Annotated in this window: 24 protein-coding genes; 7 read left to right on the forward strand and 17 right to left on the reverse strand. The window is 70.6% G+C overall.

Annotated features, from left to right (window positions below; all coding sequences use genetic code 11):
- The first annotated feature begins 78 nt into the window (after nt 1–78).
- The 3 genes from IE178_RS17530 (at nt 79) to IE178_RS17540 (ending at nt 2,773) form a co-directional block, all read left to right on the forward strand.
- Entirely contained in the window at nt 79–870 is a 792-nt protein-coding gene (locus IE178_RS17530; RefSeq protein ID WP_184765236.1) for an IclR family transcriptional regulator, read from the forward strand.
- A 371-nt stretch (nt 871–1,241) separates the two neighbouring features.
- Nucleotides 1,242–1,838: an NPCBM/NEW2 domain-containing protein gene (locus IE178_RS17535; RefSeq protein WP_184765237.1), complete on the forward strand. Its 597-nt coding sequence runs from the start codon at nt 1,242–1,244 to the stop codon at nt 1,836–1,838.
- A gap of 554 nt (nt 1,839–2,392) precedes the next feature.
- Nucleotides 2,393–2,773 (forward strand): hypothetical protein, encoded by a 381-nt coding sequence (locus IE178_RS17540; RefSeq protein ID WP_184765238.1) that lies wholly within the window; start codon nt 2,393–2,395, stop codon nt 2,771–2,773.
- Nucleotides 2,774–3,166: 393 nt separating this feature from the next.
- Here IE178_RS17540 and IE178_RS17545 read toward each other — a convergent pair whose 3' ends face one another.
- Nucleotides 3,167–3,601, reverse strand: coding sequence for an ATP-binding protein (locus tag IE178_RS17545; protein ID WP_318280102.1), 435 nt, complete (start codon nt 3,599–3,601; stop codon nt 3,167–3,169).
- A 398-nt stretch (nt 3,602–3,999) separates the two neighbouring features.
- Between IE178_RS17545 and IE178_RS17550 the strand changes: the two genes are divergently transcribed.
- Both IE178_RS17550 and IE178_RS17555 read left to right on the forward strand, forming a co-directional pair.
- A complete protein-coding gene (locus IE178_RS17550; RefSeq protein WP_184765240.1) occupies nt 4,000–4,875 on the forward strand; it encodes a Sco1979 family transcriptional regulator in 876 nt (291 codons plus the stop codon).
- A gap of 56 nt (nt 4,876–4,931) precedes the next feature.
- A complete protein-coding gene (locus tag IE178_RS17555) occupies nt 4,932–5,747 on the forward strand; it encodes an SAM-dependent methyltransferase (RefSeq protein ID WP_193512962.1) in 816 nt (271 codons plus the stop codon).
- A 104-nt stretch (nt 5,748–5,851) separates the two neighbouring features.
- Here the strand turns inward: IE178_RS17555 and IE178_RS17560 are convergent, their stop codons facing one another.
- Entirely contained in the window at nt 5,852–6,778 is a 927-nt protein-coding gene (locus tag IE178_RS17560) for a GNAT family N-acetyltransferase (RefSeq protein ID WP_193512963.1), read from the reverse strand.
- 12 nt (nt 6,779–6,790) lie between these two features.
- A complete protein-coding gene (locus IE178_RS17565; RefSeq protein WP_193512964.1) occupies nt 6,791–7,837 on the reverse strand; it encodes a helix-turn-helix transcriptional regulator in 1,047 nt (348 codons plus the stop codon).
- A 188-nt stretch (nt 7,838–8,025) separates the two neighbouring features.
- Between IE178_RS17565 and IE178_RS17570 the strand changes: the two genes are divergently transcribed.
- Nucleotides 8,026–8,604, forward strand: coding sequence for a DinB family protein (locus IE178_RS17570; RefSeq protein ID WP_373301105.1), 579 nt, complete (start codon nt 8,026–8,028; stop codon nt 8,602–8,604).
- 97 nt (nt 8,605–8,701) lie between these two features.
- On the forward strand, nt 8,702–9,802 hold the full coding sequence (locus IE178_RS17575) for a winged helix DNA-binding domain-containing protein (RefSeq protein WP_193512965.1): 1,101 nt from the start codon (nt 8,702–8,704) through the stop codon (nt 9,800–9,802).
- Between the two features lie 26 nt (nt 9,803–9,828).
- Here IE178_RS17575 and IE178_RS17580 read toward each other — a convergent pair whose 3' ends face one another.
- The 14 genes from IE178_RS17580 to IE178_RS17645 all read right to left on the reverse strand — a co-directional run bounded on the left by IE178_RS17580 (nt 9,829) and on the right by IE178_RS17645 (nt 23,173).
- Nucleotides 9,829–10,629, reverse strand: a complete 801-nt coding sequence (locus IE178_RS17580) for an enoyl-CoA hydratase/isomerase family protein (protein ID WP_184765245.1) — start codon at nt 10,627–10,629, stop codon at nt 9,829–9,831.
- Nucleotides 10,626–11,891 carry a cytochrome P450 gene (locus tag IE178_RS17585; RefSeq protein ID WP_193512966.1) on the reverse strand — a complete coding sequence of 422 codons (1,266 nt, stop codon included), beginning with the start codon at nt 11,889–11,891 and terminating at the stop codon, nt 10,626–10,628. Before IE178_RS17585 ends, IE178_RS17580 begins: the two co-directional genes overlap by 4 nt.
- Nucleotides 11,892–11,997: 106 nt before the next feature.
- Nucleotides 11,998–13,299: a cytochrome P450 family protein gene (locus IE178_RS17590; protein ID WP_193512967.1), complete on the reverse strand. Its 1,302-nt coding sequence runs from the start codon at nt 13,297–13,299 to the stop codon at nt 11,998–12,000.
- 101 nt (nt 13,300–13,400) lie between these two features.
- A complete protein-coding gene (locus IE178_RS17595) occupies nt 13,401–14,003 on the reverse strand; it encodes a GTP-binding protein (protein ID WP_184765248.1) in 603 nt (200 codons plus the stop codon).
- Nucleotides 13,978–14,352, reverse strand: coding sequence for a DUF742 domain-containing protein (locus IE178_RS17600; protein WP_184765249.1), 375 nt, complete (start codon nt 14,350–14,352; stop codon nt 13,978–13,980). Before IE178_RS17600 ends, IE178_RS17595 begins: the two co-directional genes overlap by 26 nt.
- The gene (locus IE178_RS17605) at nt 14,349–14,750 is read right to left on the reverse strand and encodes a roadblock/LC7 domain-containing protein (RefSeq protein ID WP_142191326.1); all 402 of its coding nucleotides are present in this window, start codon (nt 14,748–14,750) and stop codon (nt 14,349–14,351) included. Before IE178_RS17605 ends, IE178_RS17600 begins: the two co-directional genes overlap by 4 nt.
- Nucleotides 14,747–15,958 carry an ATP-binding protein gene (locus IE178_RS17610; RefSeq protein WP_193512968.1) on the reverse strand — a complete coding sequence of 404 codons (1,212 nt, stop codon included), beginning with the start codon at nt 15,956–15,958 and terminating at the stop codon, nt 14,747–14,749. Before IE178_RS17610 ends, IE178_RS17605 begins: the two co-directional genes overlap by 4 nt.
- Before the next feature lie 510 nt (nt 15,959–16,468).
- Nucleotides 16,469–16,984 (reverse strand): low temperature requirement protein A, encoded by a 516-nt coding sequence (locus tag IE178_RS17615; RefSeq protein ID WP_318280110.1) that lies wholly within the window; start codon nt 16,982–16,984, stop codon nt 16,469–16,471.
- Between the two features lie 377 nt (nt 16,985–17,361).
- Nucleotides 17,362–18,576 (reverse strand): serine hydrolase domain-containing protein, encoded by a 1,215-nt coding sequence (locus IE178_RS17620; protein ID WP_193512969.1) that lies wholly within the window; start codon nt 18,574–18,576, stop codon nt 17,362–17,364.
- Nucleotides 18,577–18,968: 392 nt separating this feature from the next.
- Nucleotides 18,969–19,568 (reverse strand): hypothetical protein, encoded by a 600-nt coding sequence (locus IE178_RS17625; protein ID WP_193512970.1) that lies wholly within the window; start codon nt 19,566–19,568, stop codon nt 18,969–18,971.
- A gap of 143 nt (nt 19,569–19,711) precedes the next feature.
- A complete protein-coding gene (locus IE178_RS17630; RefSeq protein WP_193512971.1) occupies nt 19,712–20,461 on the reverse strand; it encodes an SDR family oxidoreductase in 750 nt (249 codons plus the stop codon).
- 206 nt (nt 20,462–20,667) lie between these two features.
- Nucleotides 20,668–21,276 carry a ferredoxin reductase domain-containing protein gene (locus IE178_RS17635; protein WP_438874388.1) on the reverse strand — a complete coding sequence of 203 codons (609 nt, stop codon included), beginning with the start codon at nt 21,274–21,276 and terminating at the stop codon, nt 20,668–20,670.
- A gap of 133 nt (nt 21,277–21,409) precedes the next feature.
- Nucleotides 21,410–21,892, reverse strand: coding sequence for a nucleotide triphosphate diphosphatase NUDT15 (locus tag IE178_RS17640; RefSeq protein ID WP_193512972.1), 483 nt, complete (start codon nt 21,890–21,892; stop codon nt 21,410–21,412).
- Nucleotides 21,893–22,096: 204 nt separating this feature from the next.
- Nucleotides 22,097–23,173 (reverse strand): serine hydrolase domain-containing protein, encoded by a 1,077-nt coding sequence (locus IE178_RS17645; RefSeq protein WP_318280103.1) that lies wholly within the window; start codon nt 23,171–23,173, stop codon nt 22,097–22,099.
- Nucleotides 23,174–23,462: the final 289 nt, after the last annotated feature.

A 23,462-nucleotide genomic window follows, 5' to 3' on the forward strand; every position in this document is an offset into this window, starting at 1 on the left:
TAGATGGAGGCTAGGTCTGTGAACAGGACGGGTCAATGGGCAGGCCGTCACGAATTCGCGCGGACTTACGATGAGCTCATGCTTGAGAAGACAGGCGTCCGTGGGGTGAAGTCGGCGGCCCGAACCGTCGCACTGCTGGAACTCCTCGCGGAGCGGGGCGAGCAGCCCTCACGCCTGGACCAGCTCGCTGAGGATTTGGACGTGCCGCGCAGCAGCATGTACCAACTGCTGCAGACCCTCGTCGACTGCGGCTGGGTCCGCACCGACGCCACCGGCTCCCTCTACGGCATCGGCATCCGCGCACTGCTCACCGGCACCAGTTACCTCGACGGCGACCGCTGCATCAGGGTCGTCCGCCCCTACCTCGATGAGGCGTCGGACGCGCTCGGCGAGACGATCCACATGGCCCGGCTCGACGGACCGGACGTCGTCTACCTCGCCACTCGCGAGTCCCACGAGTACCTGCGCACCATCAGCCGCGTCGGCCGTCGCGTCCCGGCCCATGCCGGCGGGCTCGGCAAGGCCCTCCTCGCCGAGCGCCGCGACGACGACCTTCCTCTTCCGGACGGACCGTTGACCGCCCTCACGGAGAACACGCACACCACCCGTGCTTCCCTCCACGCCGACCTGGCCGGGGTCCGCGAACGCGGATACTCCGTGGACCGCGAGGAGACGGTCATCGGCATCGCCGGCTTCGGCTTCGCTCTTCGCTACACGACCCCGGCCACCGACGCCATCAGCTGCTCGGTCCCGGTGGCCCGTCTGACCCCCGAGCACGAGTCCCGCATCCTCTCCGTGATGCGGGAGACGCGAGCGAAGATCGAATCCCAGATGCCGCCTGCCTCAGGCGTACCCGACTGGCGCCAGTGAGCTCGGGCGGCAATCGTCGACGGCCGGAGGATCATGGGCCTGTCGGCGGGTGCGGTCGCCGAACTCGAGCCTGTCTCATCTGATCCAGTTCTGTCGCATCGTCAATCAGCGTGCGTGAACGTGGCGTGGACCACCAGCAAGGCGCAGGGCTCAGCCGCGATCAGTGCGCGAGTGCAGCCTTGCCGTTTGTGCGTCCATCCCGTTGAATTCTGCCTCACACAACATAACAGCCGCTGTATGTGGGGGATTTGACCATGAGCACTGGACAGCCCGAACCAGGGTCGCCTCCCACGCCCACGACACCGCCCCCGCCCGCATCCCCGCCCTCACCCGTCCCGCAGCCGGGTCGTAGAGCCGAGACGGCTGCCCTGGTGACCGCCCTCACCGGTGTCGCTGGTCTCTTCCTTGGGTTTTTCGGCGTCCCCTCGGTCATCACGCCACCTACTGCCCGGACGGTCACCGCCACGGAGACCGTTACTGCTACCGCGACGGTGACGGTCATGGCCTCCCCCTCTGCGCCTGGGGGGAGCGCCACCGGCGGTCCCTCGCCGAGTTCGAGTGCCCGTGCAGCCAAGGAGATCCCGCTCACCGATGTCGAGCCTCTGGGGGCGGGCTACGTCAACACGGAGCGCAAGGCGGTGACGATGGGCGGCAAACGCTTCGACAACGCCATTGTCGCGGAGGAACTGGGATTCTACGAATCCCTGACCTACAGCATCAACGAGCGGTACAAGAAGCTTACCCTAACCGTGGGGCTGGACGACGACAGCCCCGCGTACCCGGCCACGGTGACCTTCAGGAGCGGTGGCGAGTACGGGAAGACGTTGAAGAGCGCGACTGCAGAGATCAATCGGCCCGTGGAAGTGACCGTGGACGTGACTGGTGTAGCCATCCTGACGATCGAGGCCACGAGCGACGACGGCGGTTGCACTGTAGGCCTGGGTAACCCAGTTCTCCACCGGGACTGATGCATGGCATGGGCCACAGTGGCCATTCCCCCACGCACTTGATGCGGTCGGCGCAGGCTCCACGACCGTCTTGTCGTGCAACGCCGGCCGGCATGAAGGACGCCGACGGCCGTGAACGGCCGATGTGGCGCACCCACTGGTGGGCGCCCGACGGCCGCCACGGCGACCAGCCGCACCCGCTGTCCCGAAGGTGGTCGGGGTGGGTGAGCAGGAGGCGGGCCAATCGTCGCGGGGTGGTGACGGGCCGGTCGTCTTCGGCCCGGCCCTGGGTGATGCAGCGGTAGCGGAGGTTGAAGCTGCCGGTGCACTTTGCTGACCAGCACGCCTGCCGGACGTCGCTGACGTGCGCAAACGCGCTTCGGCCGCTGCCTCCCGGGGCATCCTGAGGCTGTCCGCGATCCGCAAGCACCGCCCGGCCGACGGACCCAGGGGGGACCACCCTTGCTGTCGGCGAGTCGGTTTCGAGTCGGTCCGGCGAGGCCGGAAATCGACGCTTGACGTTTCAACATATTCGCTGTGAACATGCAGGCGACGTCCTCGGAATGGAGCCTTTCATGCGTTTCAGGGCCATCGCCCTCGCAGCGATACCCGCAGCCTTCCTCGGTGTCATGGCCTCCGCGCCCAGCGCGTCGGCGTGGGCGCCCGGGAACTGCCAGGCAGGCACGTTCTGTGTCTGGCCCGAATGGTGGTACGGCGACACGGATGTGCCACCGTCGCTGGCGACCGACCGTGAATGGTCCGGCAGCGTTCCCGGCAACATCTTCTACAACAACACGTCGCGGGACGTCACGATGACGTACGTCGTCGCCGGGGACGAGGGGCAGGGACCTGCCTACACGACGTGCGTCAACAGCCATCAGGGCAGTTACTTCACGATGCCCATGCACGTCACGGACGTCGCTTGGCGCGAGGACGACGGCACCCCCTGCTGGTGACCGCCCCGAAACGCCGTTTCCCCCGGCGCTGAGTGCGTTGAGTGCCCAACGTCTTCGCTGAGCGGGGCCGTTGAGTCGCGGGCGGTGCGCGTACGAAGTGAAGTTCCTGGTGGACGGGTGGGTCCCGAGTCCATGCCGTCCACCAGGTCGCCGGTGCCGCCCGGCGCACGTACAGCTCGCCGGCCCCGTCGCCCGCGAGCGCGTCACCACCGTGCGCGATCAGCTACGACGGTGCCCGCCCCGGCCCCCGCCCGCCCCCACGCCGCGATACCCCGCGCAGGATCCCGGACCGCCCGACGAAGCGACCGCCCGGCCGGCGCGGTGACCGCACCACGGTGACCCCGCCCGGCCGGCGCGTTCGAGGTCCGGCGCGGCGGCGCGGGGCGTTGCCGCTCAGGGCCGTGCCCTGGCTCCATGGGGCGGGGGACGCAGATCGAGCTGGGCCCAGACGACGCGTCCGGGCCTGCCCTGCGTGCGGCTGACCGCCCAGTCGCTGCTGAGCGCGTCCACCAGGAGCAGCCCGCGCCCGTTCTGGTCGTCGGGGCCCGGCCGCCGGAGCAGGGGCAGTTCCCGACCGCGGGCCTGGTCCTCGACCTCGATGCGGATCCGGTGGGCCGTCACGTGCACCCGGCACACGATCCGGTCGCCGGCCGAGTGGGTGAGCGCGTTGGTGACGAGTTCCGAGGTCACGATGACAGCGTTGTCGCACACCTCGTCGCCGACACCCCGCGCGGTGAGTAGTTCGCGCACGCCCTCACGGGCGGTACGCACGGACGCCGGGGCCGCCCACAGGTCGAACGCGCGGGTCTCACGGGGGGCGTGGGCCACGGGGGGCCCGGAGGCGAGACGGCCGAGGCCGTCCGGCTGGGGGAGTGGAGCCGTTCGCTCGCCTCCGGGCGATCTTGGGGAGGGCTCGTTCGTGGCGTGGTGCAGCGGCCTGGGTAAGGGGAGCCGAGCCATCTCCGTGGGCCTTTCGTCTGCCTGCGCACGTGGGGGTACGTCCTGCACGGGCCATGGACAAACCGGCCGGTGCTCAACGGCCCTTCAGTGGGCCGGGGGACGGTGTGGACACTCTGGCACCCGTCAACCACAGCTCGCAACCGGCAAGTTGAAATTTGCAGTCGACTGCGTGCATGCTGCTCGGGACGACAACTGATCGCATCTGTTCGTGTGGAGTGCGCGCATGAGACGGTGAGGGCGGAACACCCGGTGCGAGGGGGCGAGGCGTGAGCGCGGAGACCGACTGGGGCGGTGCCCCTTCCGTCCTGCGCATGATCCTCGGCAGACAGCTCGAGGAGCTGCGCACCCGCGCCGGTCTGACCTACGAGGAGGCCGGGGCGGCCATCGGGGTCAGCCACTCCACGATCCGCCGGATGGAGGCCGCCAAGGTGGCCCGGCTCCGGCTGGCGGACGCCGAGAAACTGCTCCGGGTCTACGGCGTGACGGACGAGCAGGAGATCGACACCTTCCTGAAGTCCGTCCGCGAGGCCAACAAGCGGGGGTGGTGGCACACCTACCGCGACGTGATGCCGGACTGGTTCGCCGCCTATCTGAGCCTGGAACAGGCGGCACTGCAGATCCGCGCCTACGAGAGCCAGTTCGTCCACGGTCTGTTGCAGACGCAGGCCTACGCACGCGCGTTGCTGACCGCGGGCAACCCGCATGCCCCGGCCGAGGCGACCGCGCGCCGGGTGGCGCTGCGGATGCGCCGGCAGGAGTTGCTGAGACGTCGGACGCCACCGCGGGTGTGGGTGGTGATGGACGAGACGGTGCTCCGGTGGCCGGTCGGAGGCGCGGACGTGATGCGCGCCCAGATCGATCACCTCATCGAGGTCCAGCGACTGCCCCACGTGACACTGCAGATCATGCCGTTCGTCAACGGCCCGCACCCGGCCATGAGAGCCGGCGCCTTCCAGCTCTTCCGCTTCCGGGCGCGTGAACTGCCCGACGTCGTCTACCTCGACGGTCTGGTGGGCGCCGTCTACCTCGACAAGGGCGACGACGTCGTGGTGTACCGCGAGGCCCTCGACCGGGTGGGCGCCCAGGCGACGCCCACGACGAGGACCGAGGCCGTTCTCGACCGGATCCGCAAGGACCTCTGAGGCCCCCCGCCCGCCGGGCCCCGACCCGGACAGCCGACATGCGAAGGAGACACCAGGTGCCCGAGAGTGGATGGTCGGCCGACCGCATCGACACCGAGAACGCGCACTCCGCGCGGATCTACGACTACATCCTCGGCGGCAAGGACTACTATCCGGCGGACCAGGAGGCCGGCGACGCCATGGCCCGGGAGTGGCCCGCGCTTCCCGTCCACATGCGCGCCAACCGGGACTGGATGAACCGGGCGGTGCGCTGGCTCGTCGAGGAAGCGGGGATGCGCCAGTTCCTGGACATCGGCACCGGCATCCCCACCTCCCCGAACCTCCACGAGATCGCCCAGTCGGTGGCTCCCGCGTCACGCGTGGTCTACGTCGACAACGACCCCATCGTCCTCACCCTCTCCCAGGGGCTCCTGGCCAGCACGCCCGAGGGAAGGACCTCGTACATCGAGGCCGACTTCCGCGACCCGGCGAGCATCCTGGACGCCCCCGAACTGCGGGAGACCCTCGACCTGGACCGGCCGGTGGCCCTGACGGTCATCGCCATCGTCCACTTCGTCCTCGACGAGGACGACGCCGTCGGCATCGTCCGGCGTCTGCTGGAGCCGCTTCCCTCGGGCAGTTACCTGGCGATGTCCATCGGCACGGCCGAGTTCGCCCCCGAGGAGGTGGGGCGGGTGGCCCGCGAGTACGCGGCGCGCAACATGCCGATGCGGCTGCGCACCATCGACGAGGCCCACGAGTTCTTCGAGGGCCTGGACCTGGTCGAGCCGGGCATCGTCCAGGTGCACAAGTGGCACCCGGACGGCACCGGCGAACAGGGCATCCGCGACGAGGACATCGCGATGTACGGGGCGGTCGCCCGCAAGCCGTAGGACCCGGGGCGGGCGCGGCCCGGGAAGTCGCCCGGCGGGCCGCGCCCGCGCGGCTGTTCTCGCCGTCCACTCCTCGGGCGTCACCCGCCGGACCACGACAACCGTCAGCTCACCACCGTCTCCCAGGTGTCGACGGCGTAATGAACCGTCATCCCGTGGCGGTCGTACAGGCGGGGGGCTCCGGTGGTGTTCTCCGTGTCCACGCCGAGCCCGACGGTGTCCCGCCCCCGCGCGGCGAAGGCCGCGAAAGCGTGCCGCAGCAGGAAGCCGCCCAGGCCCCGTCCCCGGGCCGCGGGCAGGACACCGATGCTGCGGATCCACCCCATGGCCTCGCGGTCGTCGCGCGCGAGCAGGAAGCCGACGTCGCCCAGATCGTCGGTGGCGACGATCCACACCAGGGACCAGTCCAGTCCCTCGGCGTCGATGTCGTGCAGCCACGGGGCGTACGCGCGCGGCTGGAAGTCGAAGTGGTCGGCGAAGGACGCCTGGTACAGCTCGTGGACGCGCGACCGGTCCGCCTCGGCGGCGCAGTCGCGCACGCCGACGCCGGCGGGGACCTCCGGCAGCCGGTCCCGTACCGGATCCAGCGGGCGGCGCAGCACGTGATAGCGGCGCACGACCCGCCAGTCGCGCTCCCGCACCAGCCCGGTGTCGAGGGTGGGCGCCACATTGAGGTGCAGGTGCACCACGGCGCGCGCGGCCCCGTTCTCCCGGGCCTTCTCCAGCGCCCTGGCCTCCATCGTCTCCAGCATCCGGGCGGCGGCCCCCTGGTACTCGGGAAGGATGTACTGATCGATGTCGATGCGCTCACCGTCGGACTCGTCCCACAGCAACCCGTACGCCACCAGACGGTCCCCGTCCAGCACGAGCCACGAGTCGCGCTCCAGATCGGCACCGGGGTGCTGGAGATCGGCCTCGACGGTGTGCAGATCGGTCTCGGGCCGGCCGATCTCGATCTCGTCGACCTCGTTGAGCAGTGCGGTGATGGCGGGTGCGTCGGTGAGCGCGGCGGGACGCAGTGAGTAGGGCATGAGGACCAAGGGTCAGGGGACGGGGCCCGCGGCGCAACGGCTTTTCCCGCCCGTGGGACGCGGGGCGGGCGTCCCGGCCGAGGCCTGGGCGTAACGGCGCGCCAGGAGCGCGAAGGCGTCCCCGAGTTCCGGCGGACCGACGACTTCGATGCCGGCGTCGAACCGCCCGAAGGAGGCGGCCAGGGCAGGCCAGGACCACGAGCCCAGCGTCAGCCGGCAGCGGTCGGTGCCGAGCTCTTCGACGACGCCGTCATGGGTGAAGCGGGACACGGTGGCGGCGGGCAGGTCGAGGATCACCTCACCGCGGCAGGGCCACTCGCCGGTGCCGCCTCCACCCCGGAACCGGTCGGCGACGAAGGCGGCCACGTCACCTCCGGGCAGTTCGCGCGGTGTGAAGCGGGGCCCGGTCGGAATGCGCGGGGTGATCCGGTCCGCGCGGAAGACACGCCAGTCGGCGCGGTCGAGGTCGAAGGCGACCAGGTACCAGCGCCCGCCCCAGGTGACGAGATGGTGCGGCTGGACCCGCCGCGGCGGAAGAGCCGGGGTGCTCCCGGGCCCGGCCTCCGGCGACGAGGGGGGGTAGTCGAAGCGCAGCACTTCGCGGGCGTGCACGGCGGCGCTCAGCGTCGTGAGCAGAGTGCCCTCGACGGTTGGGTGCGGCCGGTCGGCGGGCGGCTCGACGGCGGTGACCTGAAGCATGTCGATGCGGCGCCGCAGCCGCGCGGGCATGACCTGCCGGACGGTGGCCAGCGCGCGGGCGGCGTCGTCCCGGACACCGGCACCGGTGGTCGCGGCGGTCCTGAGCGCGACGGCGAGGGCGACGGCCTGCCCGTCGTCGAAGAGCAGCGGCGGCAGTTGTGTGCCGGCGTCCAGCCGGTACCCGCCGTCGGGCCCTTTGAAGGCCACGACGGGATACCCCAGCTCGCGCAGCCTGTCGACGTCGCGGCGCACGGTCCGAGGACTGACGTCCAGCCGCTCGGCCAGCAGCGCGCCCGGCCAGTCGCGGCGTGCCTGGAGCAGGGAGAGCAGGGACAGCAGTCGCGCTGATGTCTTCGGCATGCCACCGATTCTGCCCCGGGAAGAGGACACGTCCTGACCGCTTCCCCTGCGACGGTTCTCTCGTGTCCGGCAACGACACGTCCGGCAACGGCATGTCCGGCGCAGACACGTCCGGCAACGGCATGTCCGGCAACAACATGCCTGGCGACATGCCCGGCAACGACGACGACCAGAAGGACCAGATCACTGTGAGCGCCACCACCACACCCCGGCCCGCCCTCGACGGGGAGCGGGCCGACCTGCTCGCCGAGCTCGCCACCGCCCGAGCGGCCCTGACCACCACGACGCGCGGCCTGACCGACGAACAGGCGGGTGCGCGTCCCACCGTCAGTGCCCTGTGCCTGGGCGGGCTGATCAAGCACGTCGCGTCCATCGAGGAAGCCTGGATGCGCTTCGTGACCGAGGGCCCGTCGGCGATGCGCCACGATCTGCCCGACGGTGTCACCTGGGCCGACCTCGCGGCCGGCACCGCACGCGAGGTCCCGCAGTGGGCGATCGACCATCAGAACGCCTTCCGGATGCTGCCCGGCGACACCCTGGCCGGGATCCTCGCGCGGTACGAGCAGGTCGCCGCCCGCAGCGAGGAGATCATCGCCTCCGTGCCCGACCTGTCCGCGACCCAGCCGCTGCCCGAGGCGCCGTGGCACGAACCGGGAAGCGTGCGCAGCGTGCGCCGGGTGCTGACGCACGTCATCGCCGAGACCGCGCAGCACGCCGGACACGCCGACATCCTGCGCGAGACGCTCGACGGACAGACGACCACCTGACCGCCGCCGCGCACCGCACACACTGAACCGGGACCGGACGGGCGGAGGCCTCCGGCCGTCCGGTCCTCATCCCGAAGCCGGTACTGGAGACAACCCGATGACCCTGCTCACCGCCCGGGCGCTCAACCGCGCGACGCTGGCCCGGCAGTTGCTTCTCGATCGCGCCGACCTGCCGGTCGCGGACGCCGTGCGCCACCTGTGCGGTCTGCAGGCGCAGGAACCGCAGGAGCCGTTCTTCGGGCTCTGGTCGCGACTGCGCGCGTTCGACCCGGCGGCGCTGGACGACCGGCTCACCGGCCGGCACCTGGTGCGGACCCACCTCATGCGCCGCACCGTCCACCTCGTCACCTCCGCCGACGCCCTGGCCTGGCGCGCCCGCCACGACGCCATGCTGCGCCAACGGGTTCTCGGCGTGTACCGCCGCGACTTCACCGGGGTGGACCTCGACCGACTCGCCGCCGCGGGCCGGGAGGTGATGGCCGACGGCGAGCCCCGCTCGATGAGCGAACTCGTGCGGGCGGTCGCCGAACGCCGGCCGGGGCCGACGGGGCGGGCGCTGGGGGAGATGCTGATCGGCGCGCTCCTGCCGGTGGCGCAGCTGCCGCCGCGGGGGCTGTGGCGGACCAAGGCGGGAGTGCGCAACGCGCTGCTCTCGTCCTGGCTGGGGCGCGAGATCGACCCGCTGTCCCCGGACGCCTCCGACCCCGTCGGCCAGGCGCTGGTGCGGCGCTATCTCGCCGCGTTCGGCCCGGCCGCCTCGGCCGACCTGCGCGCCTGGTGCGGGCTGGCCGGGCTGCCGGCCGCCGTCGCCGCGGTGAGGGAGGAGCTGGTCACCTTCCGCGACGAGCGGGGCCGGGAACTGCTGGACCTCCCCGGCGCGCCGCGCCCCGACCCCGGCACACCCGCCCCGGTCCGGTTCCTGCCGGCCTTCGACAACGCCATCCTCGGCTACCACGACCGCGGCCGGATCATCGACGACGCCCACCGCGGCCTGTCGGTCGCCGGTGAGCGCGTCGTCCTGGTCGACGGCCGGGTCGCCGCGACCTGGAGCGTCGACGCCGGCACCGTGAGCGTCACCCCGCTGCACCGTTTCTCCCGGGCGGACCGGGACGCGGTGGCCGAGGAGGGGCGGGCACTGGCGTCGTTCCTCTCCGACGGCGCCGGCGGGCGTGTGCGGATCGCCGTGTCCCCCCGGTGAGGGGACACCACCGCCGGCGGGTGCGGTCAGTGCGCGGTGCCCCCGTGGTGTTGCTCGGTGAGGACCGCCGCCAGGAGTTCCGGGTCGAGAACCGAGGCGTCGGCGAGGCGGGCGGAGGCGGTGAGGGAGTTCATCAGGGCCTTGGTGACGCGCAGGGCGGAGGCCGGCCGCCGCAGGACGGGCTTGGCCCAGTCCGCGACGGCGGCGTCGAGAGCGTCCTCGGGCACGACCTTCTGCAGGATCGACAGGGTGTGAGCCTCCTCGGCGTCGACGACGCGTCCGGTGAGGACGATGTCGCGTACGCGGGCGGCACCGGCCTCGCTGATGAGACGGGGGAGCAGCCCGCCCCAGGCGGTGGGCAGACCGAGGGCGAGTTCGGGCAGGCGGAAGGTGGCGGTGTCGGCGCCCACGCGCAGGTCGCAGGCGAGGGCGAGGGCGAGCCCCGCGCCGATGGCCCGCCCCTGGACGCGGGCGATGGTGACGGCGGGGTTGGCGGTGAGGGCGTCACATACGCGCCGGGCCATGGCCCCGGAGGCGCGGACGCCGCCGCCGGTGGGGTCGTGGGCGAGGTGCTCGGCGAACTCGCCGCGGTCGCCGCCGAGACAGAAGTCGTCACCGGCGGCGGCCAGCACCAGGACCCGTACCGCGGGGTCCTGGTCGTCGAGGACGGTGAGGAGGTCGCCCAGCATGGCGTCGGTGACGGCGTTGCCCTGCTCGGGGACGTTCAGCTCGACGGTGAGGAGGGGACCCTCCCGCCGGGTGCGCAGGGTCTTGAGTATCCGGTCGGCGGGGAGTCCGGTGATGTCGGCGAGCGGCAGGGCGGTCATGTCGTGACTTTCAGGGAGGTGATGCGGCGGAAGACTACCCGGGAAGTGTCGTACGCGGGGGGCGCGGTGGGCCGCAGCGTGGGGAAGCGCTCCAGCACCTGGGCGAGCAGCTCACGGGCCTCGAGCCGGGCGAGGGCCGCTCCGAGGCAGTAGTGCGCGCCGCCCCCGAAGGTGAGGTGCCCGCCGCCGCGCAGCATGTCGAAGAGATGCGGGTCGGGGTTGCGGCGGGGGTCGTGGGCGGCCGCCCCGTACAGCACGTGGACCGTGGTGTCCTTGGCCACGGGCGTGCCGGCGAGGACGGTGTCGTCGGCGGCGACACGGGAGTTGAGCCACACCGGCGGGTCGTAGCGCAGGGTCTCCTCGACCGCGTCGTCGATGTGCTGCGGGTGCGCGCGCAGCCATGCCGCGCGGGAGGGGTCCTGGGTGAGCAGCCACACGGCGTTGGTGAGCAGGACCGCCGTGGTCTCCAGCGAGGCGATGGTGATGAACATCGTCAGGTCGTAGACCACCTGGTCCGCGGTGGACCGGTCGTCGGGGTACTGGGCGTCCCAGTAGTGGATCCAGCGGGTGAGGACATCGTTGCCAGGGTGGGCCCGACGCTTCCGGATCAGCTCGGTGAAGTAGGCCCGCATCTCCAGCGTGGCCTGCGCGGATACGGCGAGCTGGCTCTTGGTGGGCAGCAGTTCCTGGGCGTAGACCTGCCGGTGGGTGAAGTCCAGGATGTGCGCGAAGTCCCCGGCGGGGATGCCGAGCCACTCACCGACGGTCCGGACGGGGAGCTGCTCGCTGACGGTGGGGACGAAATCGGCCTCTCCGCCGGTGCGCAGCCGTTCGGCGAGGTCGTCCAGCAGGGTGGCGGCCAGGGCGGCGATCCCGGGACGCATGGACTCCAGCGTGGTGCGGTCGAAGGGGTTGCCCAGGGCGCGCCGCTGGCATGCGTGCGTGGGGGCGTTGAGGCGGATGAGGGTGCGGGTCATTTCCCGGGTGGCGGGGGCCTGCCAGCGCTCGGGGTCGGGCTGGCGCTCCTGCCAGGCGAAGTCCGGCACGAGCCAGTTCCTGCCGCGCAGGACCTGGCTGCATGCCTCGAACCCGGTGACGAAATAGCCGCCCCAGGGGGCCCGTACGACGTCCCCCAGGGCGCGCAACTCCTCCCAGACCGGGAGCGGGTTGACGTGGCCTTCTTCGGAACGCAGGCGGCGGAGGAGGGAGATGACGGTTCGGCGGTCGGTGGTGGTGCCGCATATGTTGCCAACGGCGGTCACGCAGAGCTCCTTTGGTGGGGCGCTACCGATCGATACCGCCGGAACCTACCCTTCCCCCCTCCTGTGTCATGCGCCCCTGCGTGTTGCTCCCGTCACATGCCGTGCATCAGACACGGAAAATGTCCAGGAAACTGCTCCAGAATCCCTTCTTCCGTGCCGACTCCTGCCGGACCGGCGCGGACGCGGCCGCCGGGAGGGGCTGCTGCGCACCTCCCATCGCGGCCCGGTCCTGCAGCGCGGCCACCATGCGGGTGGCGGGCGTGGGACTGAACGTCACGGGCAGCGAGACCAGGGCCCGGTGGAACGGTCCGGGCCGCCACTGCAACTCCTCGCCGGGCACGGCCAGGGTGAGGTCGGGCAGCGCGTTGAGGAGCCGTTCGATCGCCGTGGTCGCGATGACCTGCGCCGGGTCCTTGGCGGGGCAGGCGTGCGGGCCGGCCCCCCACGCGAGATGGGCGCCCTTGCTGTGCGTGCGGCGGGCCTCGGCGAGCGCGGGGTCGCTGTTGGCGCCCGCGAAGGAGATCACGACCGGCGTGTTGGCCTCCACCACATAGCCGCCCAGGTCGACGTCCCGCACCGGGTAGTGGGTGGCGTAGTTGGCGATGGGCGTCTGGTTCCACAGCACGTGATCGAGCGCCTCCTCGATCAGCATGCCGCTCTGCCGGCCTCCCGCGCCGGACAGCAGCAGCACCAGGGCGTTGCCGATGAGGTTGCGCTCGGGTTCGACGCCCGCGCCCATCAGCATCACGAGCTGGTCCTTGAGCTCCTCGTCGGTCAGCCCGGCCGGGTGCTGGATCAGCCACGAGGTGACGTCGTCACCGGGCTGGCGCCGCTTGAGCGCGATCAGCTCCATGAGGCAGGCGGTGAGGTCCTCGTTCGCGCGCAGCGCGTCCTTGCCGTCGAAGATCGCCGACATGGCGGTGGTGAGGGTGTCACCGATGTCCGCCGGGCAGCCGAACAGCTTGTTGAACAGCAGCAGCGGCAGCAGCTTGGCGTAGTCGTTGAGGAGGTCGGCGCGGCCCCGCTCGCTGAACTGGTCGAGGAGGTAGTCGGCGATCGGCTCGACGTCACGCCGGATCCGGGTGATGTTGAGCTGGGCCAGACTGTCGACCACGGCCTTGCGCAGCCGCAGATGCACCGCACCGTCGGTGAACAGACAGTTGGGCCGGTACGCCATCATCGGCAGCACCGGATTGTCCATGGCGATGCGGCCCTCGTTGAGGGCCTTCCAGCGACGGGCGTCCCGCGCGAACAACTCGGTGTTCTGCAGCACGCGCAGCGCCGTCTCGTGACCGACGACCAGGGTGGCGTCCGCGCCGGGGGCGAGTTCGACGGGGCCGGCCGGGGCATGGGCACGCAACCGGTCGTAGACCCCCTGGGGGTCGGCGGCGAACGTGGCGTCATGCATGGGGCATCTGCCGACGGTGGCGGCAGATGTGGGTTGTGGATCCATGAAGTCTTCCTTAGTGATCCGGGAACCGCTGTTCCCGGGCCGGGGACGCAGAGCGGTCAGGCCGCGCGTTCGAGCAGATGTCTCACCAGTGCGATGAGCGCCTGGGCCGAGGACTGCTGGTCACGGGCGTCGCAGTAGACGACGGGAGTGTCCGGGAGCAGGTCGAGCGCCTCGCGCACCTCCGCCACGCTGTACGTGGCTGCGGGGTTGAAGCAGTTGACGGCGATGGCGTACTCCAGGCCGTAACGCTCGATGAGGTCGATAACGGGGAAGGTCTCCTCCAGCCGCCCCGGGTCGACCAGGAGCAGCGCCCCGAGCGCGCCGCGCGCCATGTCCTCCCACAGCTGCATGAAGCGCTGCTGGCCCGGGGTACCGAACAGATACAGCACCAGGTCGTCGCTGAGGGTGAGGCGGCCGAAGTCCAGGGCGACCGTGGTGGTGGTCTTGTCCGCCACACCCCTGAGGTCGTCGACATGGACGGACGCCTGGGTCATCTTCTCCTCGGTGCGCAGCGGAGTGATCTCCGACAGCGAGCCGATGAAAGTCGTCTTGCCCACGGCGAAATGCCCGACGACCAGAATCTTGGCGGCATTGGTCACCGCGCTGGAGACGTAGATGGACTTCTGGGCCGTCTCAGCCGATGAGGGATTGGAGTCCATGCAGAACCTTCTCGAGGGTCGCTCTGTCAACGTTCTGGGCCCGGGGCGGCTCGGCTCGGCGCAGCAGGTGCCCCTGTTCCGATAAATCGGTGAGCAGCAGCCGGGCCACCCCGACGGGCAGGCCGAGGTGGCCCGCCACCTCGGCGACCGACAGGTAGCCACCCGCACACAGCTCCCAGATCGCCCTGACTTCGGGACCGGCCCCGAGCGGAAGCGTCCGCTCGGGAGCCAGGGTGACCAGGGTGTGCAGCGCCAGTTCGTCCGCGGACGGCAGGCTCCGCCCGCCCGTGATGACGTACGAGCGGACGAAGTCACTGGTGACGGGTGCTTCTTCGCCGGGCGTGGTCATACGCCGACACCGTTGTCCGAGCGCGGCGCCACACTCATCGCCTTGCTCAGCGCCACCACCGTCTTCTGCATCCGGAACGACATGGCCTCCATGTCGACGTCCAGCGCCGCCGAGACGGCGAGGTAGGCGCCCTGCCCGGCGGCGATCAGGAAGATCCAGCCGCCGTCGTACTCCAGCAGCGTCTGCTTCCAGATGCCGTGCCCCGCCCCGACGAAGCCGGCGACCGCCCGGCTGAGGGACTGCATGGAACTCATCGCGGCGGCGTTCGTCTCTGCGTCGTCGCGTGAGATGTCGTCCGAACGCTGCAGCAGCAGGCCGTCACCCGAGACGAGGACCGCGTGGCGGGCACCACGCACCTCGAGCACGTCGTTCAGCACCCACGACAGGTCGGTGTTCACTGGTGTTCAGGTCCTTCCGTGGTGTTCGTGGTCCGCCCGAGATGAGTGCCGCGCGCGAACGCCCCCAGGCGCGACGCGGTCACCTCACCGGCCGACTCGGACGTCTGCTCGTCGATACCGACCGTGTCCTCCATGGCCGGTACCACCGCGATGGGCCCCTGGCGCCGGCGGCGCTTGGGCAGCCCGCCGGTGGTCGTGCCCACCACATGGGAGGGACCCACCGGGACGGGGGCCAGCCGGTGCGGCGTGGCCTCCTGCTCCTGGGCCGAGGGTTCCAGGACCGGTTCGGCGGGGGCGACGGCATCGGCCGTCAGGAGTTCTTCCGGTACACGGATCACTGCACGCACTCCGCCGTAGGGGGACACCGAACCGACGGACACGGTGAATCCGTACCGCGCGGCGAGCATGCCGCACACCGCGAACCCGAACCGGGGCGGGTCGCCGAGACCGGTGATGTCGACCGGGCCGTCCGCGGACAGCAGGGCCGCGGCCCGGTCCTTGGTCTCCTGGTCCATGCCCAGACCGGCGTCGTCGACGATGAAGCACACACCCGTCGGCACGGCCTGGATGTTGACCTCGACCGGTGTGCCCGGAGCGCTGTACGTGGTCGCGTTGTCCAGCAGCTCGGCCAGTACCACCGCCACCGGCTCGACGGCCTTGCTGGAGACGGCGACGCTGACCTGCGCGTGGATGCCCACCCGGTTGAAGTCCTTGATGCGGCCCTGCGCGCTGCGGGCCACGTCGTAGACGGTGGCCACGCCCTCACGTCGGCCCAGCCACCCGCCGCACAGCACCGAGATGCCCTTGGCCCGGCGGCTGAACTGACTGCCGGTGTGGTCCACCGACATCAGATCGGCCAGCACCTCGGTGTCGTCGCCGTACTTCTTCAACAGCCCGTCCAGCAGCAGCTGCTGCTCCTCGGCGAGCGACTGGAGCGTGCCCATGGCGGACTTCAGTACGGCCTTGGTCGCCGACTCCGCGTCCGCCCGCACATCGGCGAGGTTACCGCGGTGCTGCGTGTCCAGGACGGAGATGTGCCCCTGGAGCTGGTCGATCCTGGCCTGGGCATGACCCAGTCCCGTCTCCAAGTCCTTTTTCGTTCTTCGGAGCGCCAGATTGGTTCTCCGTGCCCGCTGCACTGCGAACACCGCAGCGACGAGCATCACTAGCAAGATCCACAGCAGTGGATCCTCGATCAATGACGTCATGAGACTCTCTTCAAGTCGCATCGCGCCGGGAGTGCGGATGGCCCCCGTGTCCGTGGACGCGTCCGGCCGTCAAGCGGCGCGGACCCTATGGGCGGACCAAGCCTCAACTCCTCAGCGATGGGGCCTTAGAGACTGTCCCCCGTACGCGTTCATGACGCGCCGCCAGCCTACTGAAAGTTCGATGATCTTAACAGCTCAGGAGTGGCAACACGTCTGCCTCAGGAGCCACTTGGCGACCCTCACGAGACCCACACACCCGGGCGTGTTACGGGCCGCCGGGGGCCCGAGCCTGACCGCCTGCGGGCCGGTGAGCGGCGTCCGTGTCGCCGTCGCGACATGTTCCGCACCGTCGAGGAGGACGGGCGTCTGGCGGTCCTTCCGTCCGGCGCGGCCGAACTCGTCACGGCCGGACGCCTGGACCGGCCTGTTCGACGTCGTCTCGCCGGCGCACAGCACCACGACGGAGCAAGGTCGCCGTCCCGGACACCGGTGCCGACGCGAGCACTCCGGTCACCTCGTTCGGAGCTCCTGCAGCATCCGCCGCTGATGGCGGTGACCGATCGTCTCGAAGCCGACCACGGTGACGAACGGGGCGAGCATCACCACGAGCAGACACACCGCGATCCCGGCCCCGGCCGCGGCCAGCAGCGCCGCCACCGCCGGCACCGCGAGCGTGAGGGAGATCAGCACCGGATGGAAGGCGTCCCCGGCGGACAGCAGCAGCGTGTGCAGCAGATGGACCATCAGCAGGTAGAGGCCGACCGGCAGGGCCAGGGACAGCACCACGGCGACCTGGCCGATCTTCGCGTGATGCTCCAGGTACAGGCCCGCCACGTGCAGTCCGGCGCCCGCGCCGGCGATTCCGATGAAGAGCGGGATGTGTCCGTAGCCGAAGAGGTACCCGCGGCGGCGACGACGGATCAGGATGTCGCCGAACGGGGTGGAGAAGTACACCCACCACATGCCGAAGGTCAGTCCCACACCGGCGACGACCGGGATCGTCGGAGGCGGACCGGACCGGACGATCCGGGGAGGGCTGGAGCCAGGTCACCTCCGGTGGCGGCGCAGCGGCCTCCGGATCGTCGGCGGGAGACGGACTCGCGGGCCCGCGAACCAGGACGGCGTGGGCGGCATCAGAGCCGAGCCCCGAAGGCAGCGGCCGGCGCTCGCGGTGCTTCAGGGCGGTGAGGCGGACGTTGGTCCCTCGGCACGTCCGCCCGGACTTGGCGGACCGTCATGTGCTGCAGACCCGCGTTCGCTGCGGCGAGAAATCGCCCGCCGCCGTCATACCTCGGAGGAACCCCGGACGCATCGCCCTCGCAGACCTCCGCCCCGGCCGGAAGAAGTCCGGCCGGGGCGGAGGTGCCCGCCGTGCCCGTGATGTCGGACAACGGCCCGACGGGTCAGTTACGGGCGATCTGCGGGGCGATGTCCTCGGTGAAGGAGGGGGTGGAGGTGGCGGAGGCGGTGCGCTTGGCGGCGGCCGTGCCGGTGCCGCAGAAGGAGGCTTCCAGGGTGGCGCCGAGTGTGGTGTTGACGGTGCCGTTGTTGGAGGTGTTCGCCAGGGACGTCATGCTGCGGGTGCCGTCGCCGGTGGTGAAGGCGTAGGTGTAGTAGCCCTGGACGGTGCCGGTGTGGCCGTAGACCGTGGTGCCGCAGGAGAGCTGCCTGCCCCGCAGGCCCAGACCGTAGGACTGCTTGCCGTCCGCGGTGACCGGGACCATGGTGGTCATGTCCTGCAACTGCCGCTCGGGCAGGAGCCGGCCGGACAGGAGCGCGGAGAAGAAGCGGTTGAGGTCCGCCGCGTTGGAGATGACCGCGCCCGCGGACTGGGCCCAGGAGACGGTCTGTTCGGTGGAGTCGACCAGCGGCAGGCTGGTGTCGTCCTGCCGCAGGTAACCGCGCGCGTAGGAGCCGGAGATGGTCGTCTGCGGGTGGACGTAGGAGGTGTTCCTCAGCCGCAGGGGCGCGAAGATGCGCTGCTGGTAGTGGGTGGCGATGGGGGTGCCGGTGATGTGTTCGATGAGCTGCCCCAGCACGACGAAGTTGGTGTTGGAGTAGCTGTAGGCGGCGCCCGGCGCGTTGTTCAGGGGGCGTGCGGTGGACAGGTCGATCAGCTCCTGATGGCTGAAGACCTTGGTGCGGACCGCCTCGAAGCCCGGGACGGTGTTGTAGAACATGTCGTTGGTGTAGTCGTACAGTCCGCTGCGGTGGCTGAGCAGATGCCGCACCGTGATGCGGTCGTCCGGCAGCGGCTCGGGCAGGTACTGGTTGGCCGGGGCGTCGAGGTCGACACGTCCCTCGGCGGCGAGCTGCAGCAGCACCACCGCGGTGAACGTCTTGCTGACGCTGCCCGCGCGGAACCGGCGGCCGGTGTCCATCGTGGTGTGGGCGCCGGTGTCGGCCTCACCGGTGGCGACGCGGTAGCTGGTGTAGCCCTCGTCGATCCGGGTGAGTGCTCCGGGAGCACCCTGCTCCAGGGCCGTCTTGTGTACGGCGCGCACGGCGGCGGTGTTCGGGGCGGGCAGGGAGGTGCTGTCCGCTAAGGCCGGAGAGGCCGCCAAGGTGACGAGCAGGGTGGAACCGGCGAGCATCATGCTCACTTCTTTGATCCGCATCCGAATCTCTCTCGAGTGGAGAACTGGAAGGCGCCCCGCGGCCCGGGATGCTCGCCCGGCTTCCCTGCGGGCAAGGGAGGTCGAGCCTCGGCTCGTTGCGTCCCGTGCGGTCGCGTGGTCGTGGGATACGGGAAACAGTCACCGGCGGCCGGGCGGCACCGCAGGCATAGTAGTGCACTGGCGGAGCCGACGTGTGATGCTTGACATCACATGTCTCACGGCACGTTTTTGACAACTGATCACACGTTTCGGGCATCATGCGACATGATCCCCGTGAAGGGTGGTCCCAACGGTTCGTTCCGGGCGCAGTCCTGTATTCCCGTCAGGGGCGCCGGGAACCGCCCTCGCTCATCGGGTCGGACAGGTCGCGCATCAGGCTCACCGGCCGATGGCTAGGAGTGCTTGGCCCGGTAGAGGCCCCGGCCGGTCCTCCGGATACGGGACGTGCCGACGAGCCGGTCGAGGGTGCTGCGGACCGCGTTGATGGCTCCACTGTCGGTGTCGCGGCCGAGAGCGGCTGCCACGTCACGGGCGCGCACATCGGCGTCTCCCACCGTGGTGAAGTACTCCAGGATCTGCTCGGTGAGCTTGCCGTACTTCCGTTGACTGCCGGTGCCGGTGTCGACGGCAGGTGTCTTCGCGCCTGGCCGGCTCCCGGACGGGCGCACCGGAGGTGAGGGTTTCGCCGCGACGTCGGCGGACGTGGAGAGCGCGCCGGACGTGGTGGAGGGCGGCTCCGTCCGTGGTGCCGTCACGGACGGAGCCGCCTGCCGTGGTGCGGTGGCATCGGCGGCGGCCGAGGCCGAGCCGGCCGGGTCACCCATCAGGGTGTGGAGGGCACCGAGGGCCCGATGGACGGAGCTCAGATGGGCCACGACGGCGGCCAGTTCCCTCTCCAGCGCCTGTTTCTGCATCTCCAGGCGGACCAGATCCTCCTGAAGGCTTTCAGCGGTGATCTCGACGTCGTGCGCCGCGCGGGTCACGGAGACCATGTGTTCCTCTTATCGTCGACCCCTCCACACGGCACACATCATATCGCCGACCGGATCACCGCCGTCTGCCACGGAGGAACAACGTTGTCGGGACGACACCTCGGCCAGGGGCCCGGGCCAGGAGCCCGGTGAGTGAGGTGTGCTCACTGCCGGCGCTGGTGGGCGGCCATCCAGTCGGCGTAGCGGGTGGGGGCGAGCCGGGCGTCCTCCTTGCCGATGAGGACGTCTCCGCGAATGACACCGAACATTCCGGCGTTGTCGTCCCTGACACCCGTGTGACGGTCGCCGCGGGCCGCCAGGGTGATCCGGCCCAGTTCGTCGAGGGGGAAGACCTCGGGGCCGGCGATGTTGCGGATTCCCCGCAGAGGGGCGCCCGCGGCCACCTCGGCCACCGCGTCGGCCACATCCTGGGCGGCGATGACCTGCACCGGGGTGCCGGGCAGACGGACGGTGTCCCCTTCGGTGGTCCAGGAGAGAATGGCGTCCACGAACTCCATGAACTGTGTGGCACGCACGATGGAGTACGGGATCGGGCAGGCGGCCAGCAGCTCCTCCTGGAGGGCCTTCGCCCGGTAGTAGTCCAGTTCCGGCACCTGGTCCACGCCGACGATGGAGAGGATGACGAAGTGGCGCACCCCGGCCCTCTCGGCGGCGGCCAGCAACTTCTCCATGGACGTGCGGAAGAAGGCCGGTGAGGCCTCGTCGAAGGTGGGGGAGTTGGTCAGGTTGACGAGGACCTCGGCGCCGTCGACGGCCTTCTGGAGTCCTTCACCGGTGAGCACGTCCACCCCGGTCGACTGCGAGTGCGGCACCGCCTGGTGACCGGCGGCGTTGAGCTTCTCGACGACCTTCGACCCGATCAGGCCGGTGCCGCCGGCGACTGCGATCTTCATGACATGCCCTTCCACGAAGGGGGAGCGGTAGCAGGACCACGCCTCATACAGCCACACAAGCACATGCACCGCAACCTTGCGGGTGCGCCGCCATGTCCAGTCCGACGACACCATGTGTCTGCCACTGTTCCGCGGAGCGGGACGGGGCCGCGCGTGTATCGCGAGGAAGGCGGGCAGCCGGACGGCGGCCCGCCTGCCGTTCGGTGTCACTCGCTGAGCCAGAGGTCGGGACCGAACACCTCGTAGCGGATGTCCTTGGGGCTGAGCCCCTGGGTGAGCAGGTCACCGCGGACGCCCTGCATGAAGGCCGGCGGGCCGCACAGGAAGGCGCTGGCGTGCTCGGGCAGGGTCAGGCGCGTGACGTCGGCCCGGCCCCGGCGTACGCGGGGCTGCACCGGCTCCTGAGGGCTCTCGTACCACAGGTGCGGGGTGGCGTGGGGAAGCCTGCCGACGAGGTCGTCCAGCTCCAGACGGTGTGCGTGGTGGGCGGGGGAGCGGTCGGCGTGGACGACGGTGACACGACGGCCGGAGGAGGCGTCGGCCAGGTGGTCCAGTATCGACAGCATGGGGGTGATGCCGATGCCGGCGGAGGCGAGGAGCAGCGGGCTGTCCCCTTCGGGGACCGCGAGGTCACCGAACGGCAGCGACACCTTCACGATGTCGCCCGGGCGGGCGTGGGCGTGCAGCCAGGACGACACCTCCCCCTCGGGGGCCCGGCCGTCGGCGGAACGCTCTCGCTTGACGGTGATCCGCCAGGTCTTGCGGCGGGAGCCTTCTACCGCCGCATGTTCGAAGAGCGCCCGGAGCTGCTGCACACCCTTTTCAACCGTGCGAACCAAGCCAACGGGAATGGGTATCCGGATACCTATTCAAAGGAGTGTGATCTGCACGACGTCGTCCGCCAGTGGCCACCGGGCTCACATGGTGTCAGGAGGACTGGGCCGTATGTCAGATGACCGCGTAGCGACGCACCGCGGCCGCCCCCCGAGGCACCGTTTCCGGCCACAGACAGTCCAGGACGGAGGCGGACGGAGCGAACAGCGCGGCCGGTACCGACGCGCGCGGGAACCACTCCCAGCGCACGATCTTGTCCGGCTCCGTCACCCGGGGCGTGCCGGCCGCTCCCTCGGCGACGGCCGCGGCCGTGACCCGGGTCAGCCCGTGAAGACCGTCGACGAGAACCGCCAGCACGCGTACGGCCGTCGCGGGCACCGACAGTCCCGTCTCCTCCGCCAGTTCCCGCGCGGCAGCCGTCTCGAAGTCCTCCCCGGGATCCACCTTGCCGCCCGGAAGCTCCCACCGGCCGTCGTGGCCGAGGCCGAGCAGGACGCGGCCCGCGGGATCGAGGACGGCGAGACCGACCCCCGTCAGGCTGTGGGAAGCGGGGTGGGTTCGTTCGGTGCGCTCCGCGCCGTGTTCACCAGTGTTCACCGGCCCATTGTGCAGGGGACGGGCACCATGCCCGCGTCGCGTCCACGCGCAGGCGCGCCGACCTCCTCCCACCCCGGGGTGCACCGCCTGATTGTCCCGTCCGTACGGCTTCCTTCCCGGCCCCGTTCACGGTGTGCCCGTCGCTTCGGGTCCGGCGTCACCCGTACGGGCGCGAACGGCCTGACCGCGGTGCCGAGTGCATGGTCAAGCGGTGCGGCACAGGGCGTGGTCGATGAGGTCGCGCAGTGCGTCTTCCTGACGGGCCGTGGTCTGCGGGTCCGCGGAGCGGCTGTGCGCGGAGACGGTGATGGTGCGCCGGCCGTCCGTGGTGGTCGCGGCACGGATGACATATCCGAAACCGCTGCCTCCGTGCCCCAGGTAACCGCCCCCGCACGACAGAGGTGTGAAGAACAGGCCCAGGCCGTCCCGAGTGCCTTCGGGGTGACCGCTGTCCTGCGGCACCGGGACCGTGGTCCGCATGGCGGCGAGCTCGGCGGGCTTCAGCAGCCGTCCGTCGGCCAGGGCGGTGAGGAAACGATTGAGGTCGCGGGCCGTGCCGGTCATCGAGCCGTCGGCCCCGCTGTCGAAGGGGCGGTAGGGGATGGTGGTGTCGACCATCGGCCCGTCCACGGTGAACTGCTGGTAGTTGGCGGTGTGCGGATGCGGCAGAAGGGGCCAGGTGCCGGGGGTGTCGGTGTCCGTCAGGCCGAGCGGGCGCAGGATTCGGTGGAGCACCTGCTGTTCCCAGGTGCGGCCCGTGACCTTCTCGATGATCATTCCGGCGAGTACGTAGTTCGTGTTGGAGTACGCCCAACGGGTGCCTGCGGGGAAGGCGGGCGCATGGCGCATGGCGAGGCCCACCAACTCCTCGGGTCGGTAGGCACGCCACCGCTGGGCGAAGTAGGTCCGGGCGCTGGGGTCGGGGAAGACGTCGTAGATGTAGTCGGCCAGGCCACTGGTGTGCCGCAGCAGGTCGCGGACGGTGATGGTGCGGCCGTCGTTTCCGGCCCCGGACACGACCCCGGGCAGCAGTTCCTCCACCGTCTGGTCAAGGGAGATCCGCTTCTCGCCCACCAACTGCAGCACGACGGTGGCGACGAAGGTCTTGGTGGTACTGCCCAGACGCAGGTAGCCGTCCCTCGAGACCGGGCGGCGGGTGACCAGATCCCCCACTCCGGAGCGGGCTGTGACCGTCCCGCGCGGTGTTTCCAGACGGACTGCCACCCCGGTGACCCCGGCATCACGCAGAGCGTCGGCGTCACGCTGCACGGACGAACGCATGCCCGGGGGATGCGGCGCGGCCGAAGCGGCAGCGGACGGCAGAGACGACACAGCCAGCGTCAGCGCCACAACCGATAACCGTGAACGACGAGAGATCATGACCTGAGGCTAGGAACCGCAAGGGCCACCAGCCATGCGGGATACGCCCCTTCTCGGACGGGCGCCAGCCGCATGGACAATCGTGCCGGGCACCTGGTACGTCCATCGGCCTCCCGCTGCCAGAACGCGTCCCTGAACAGTGCCGATCGAGCCCGAGGTGAGCGCCGTACCCTGAGACGCCGCCCGGCCC

Source organism: Streptomyces griseoloalbus, assembly GCA_014650015.1.
Classification (GTDB): Bacteria; Actinomycetota; Actinomycetes; order Streptomycetales; family Streptomycetaceae; genus Streptomyces; species Streptomyces griseoloalbus.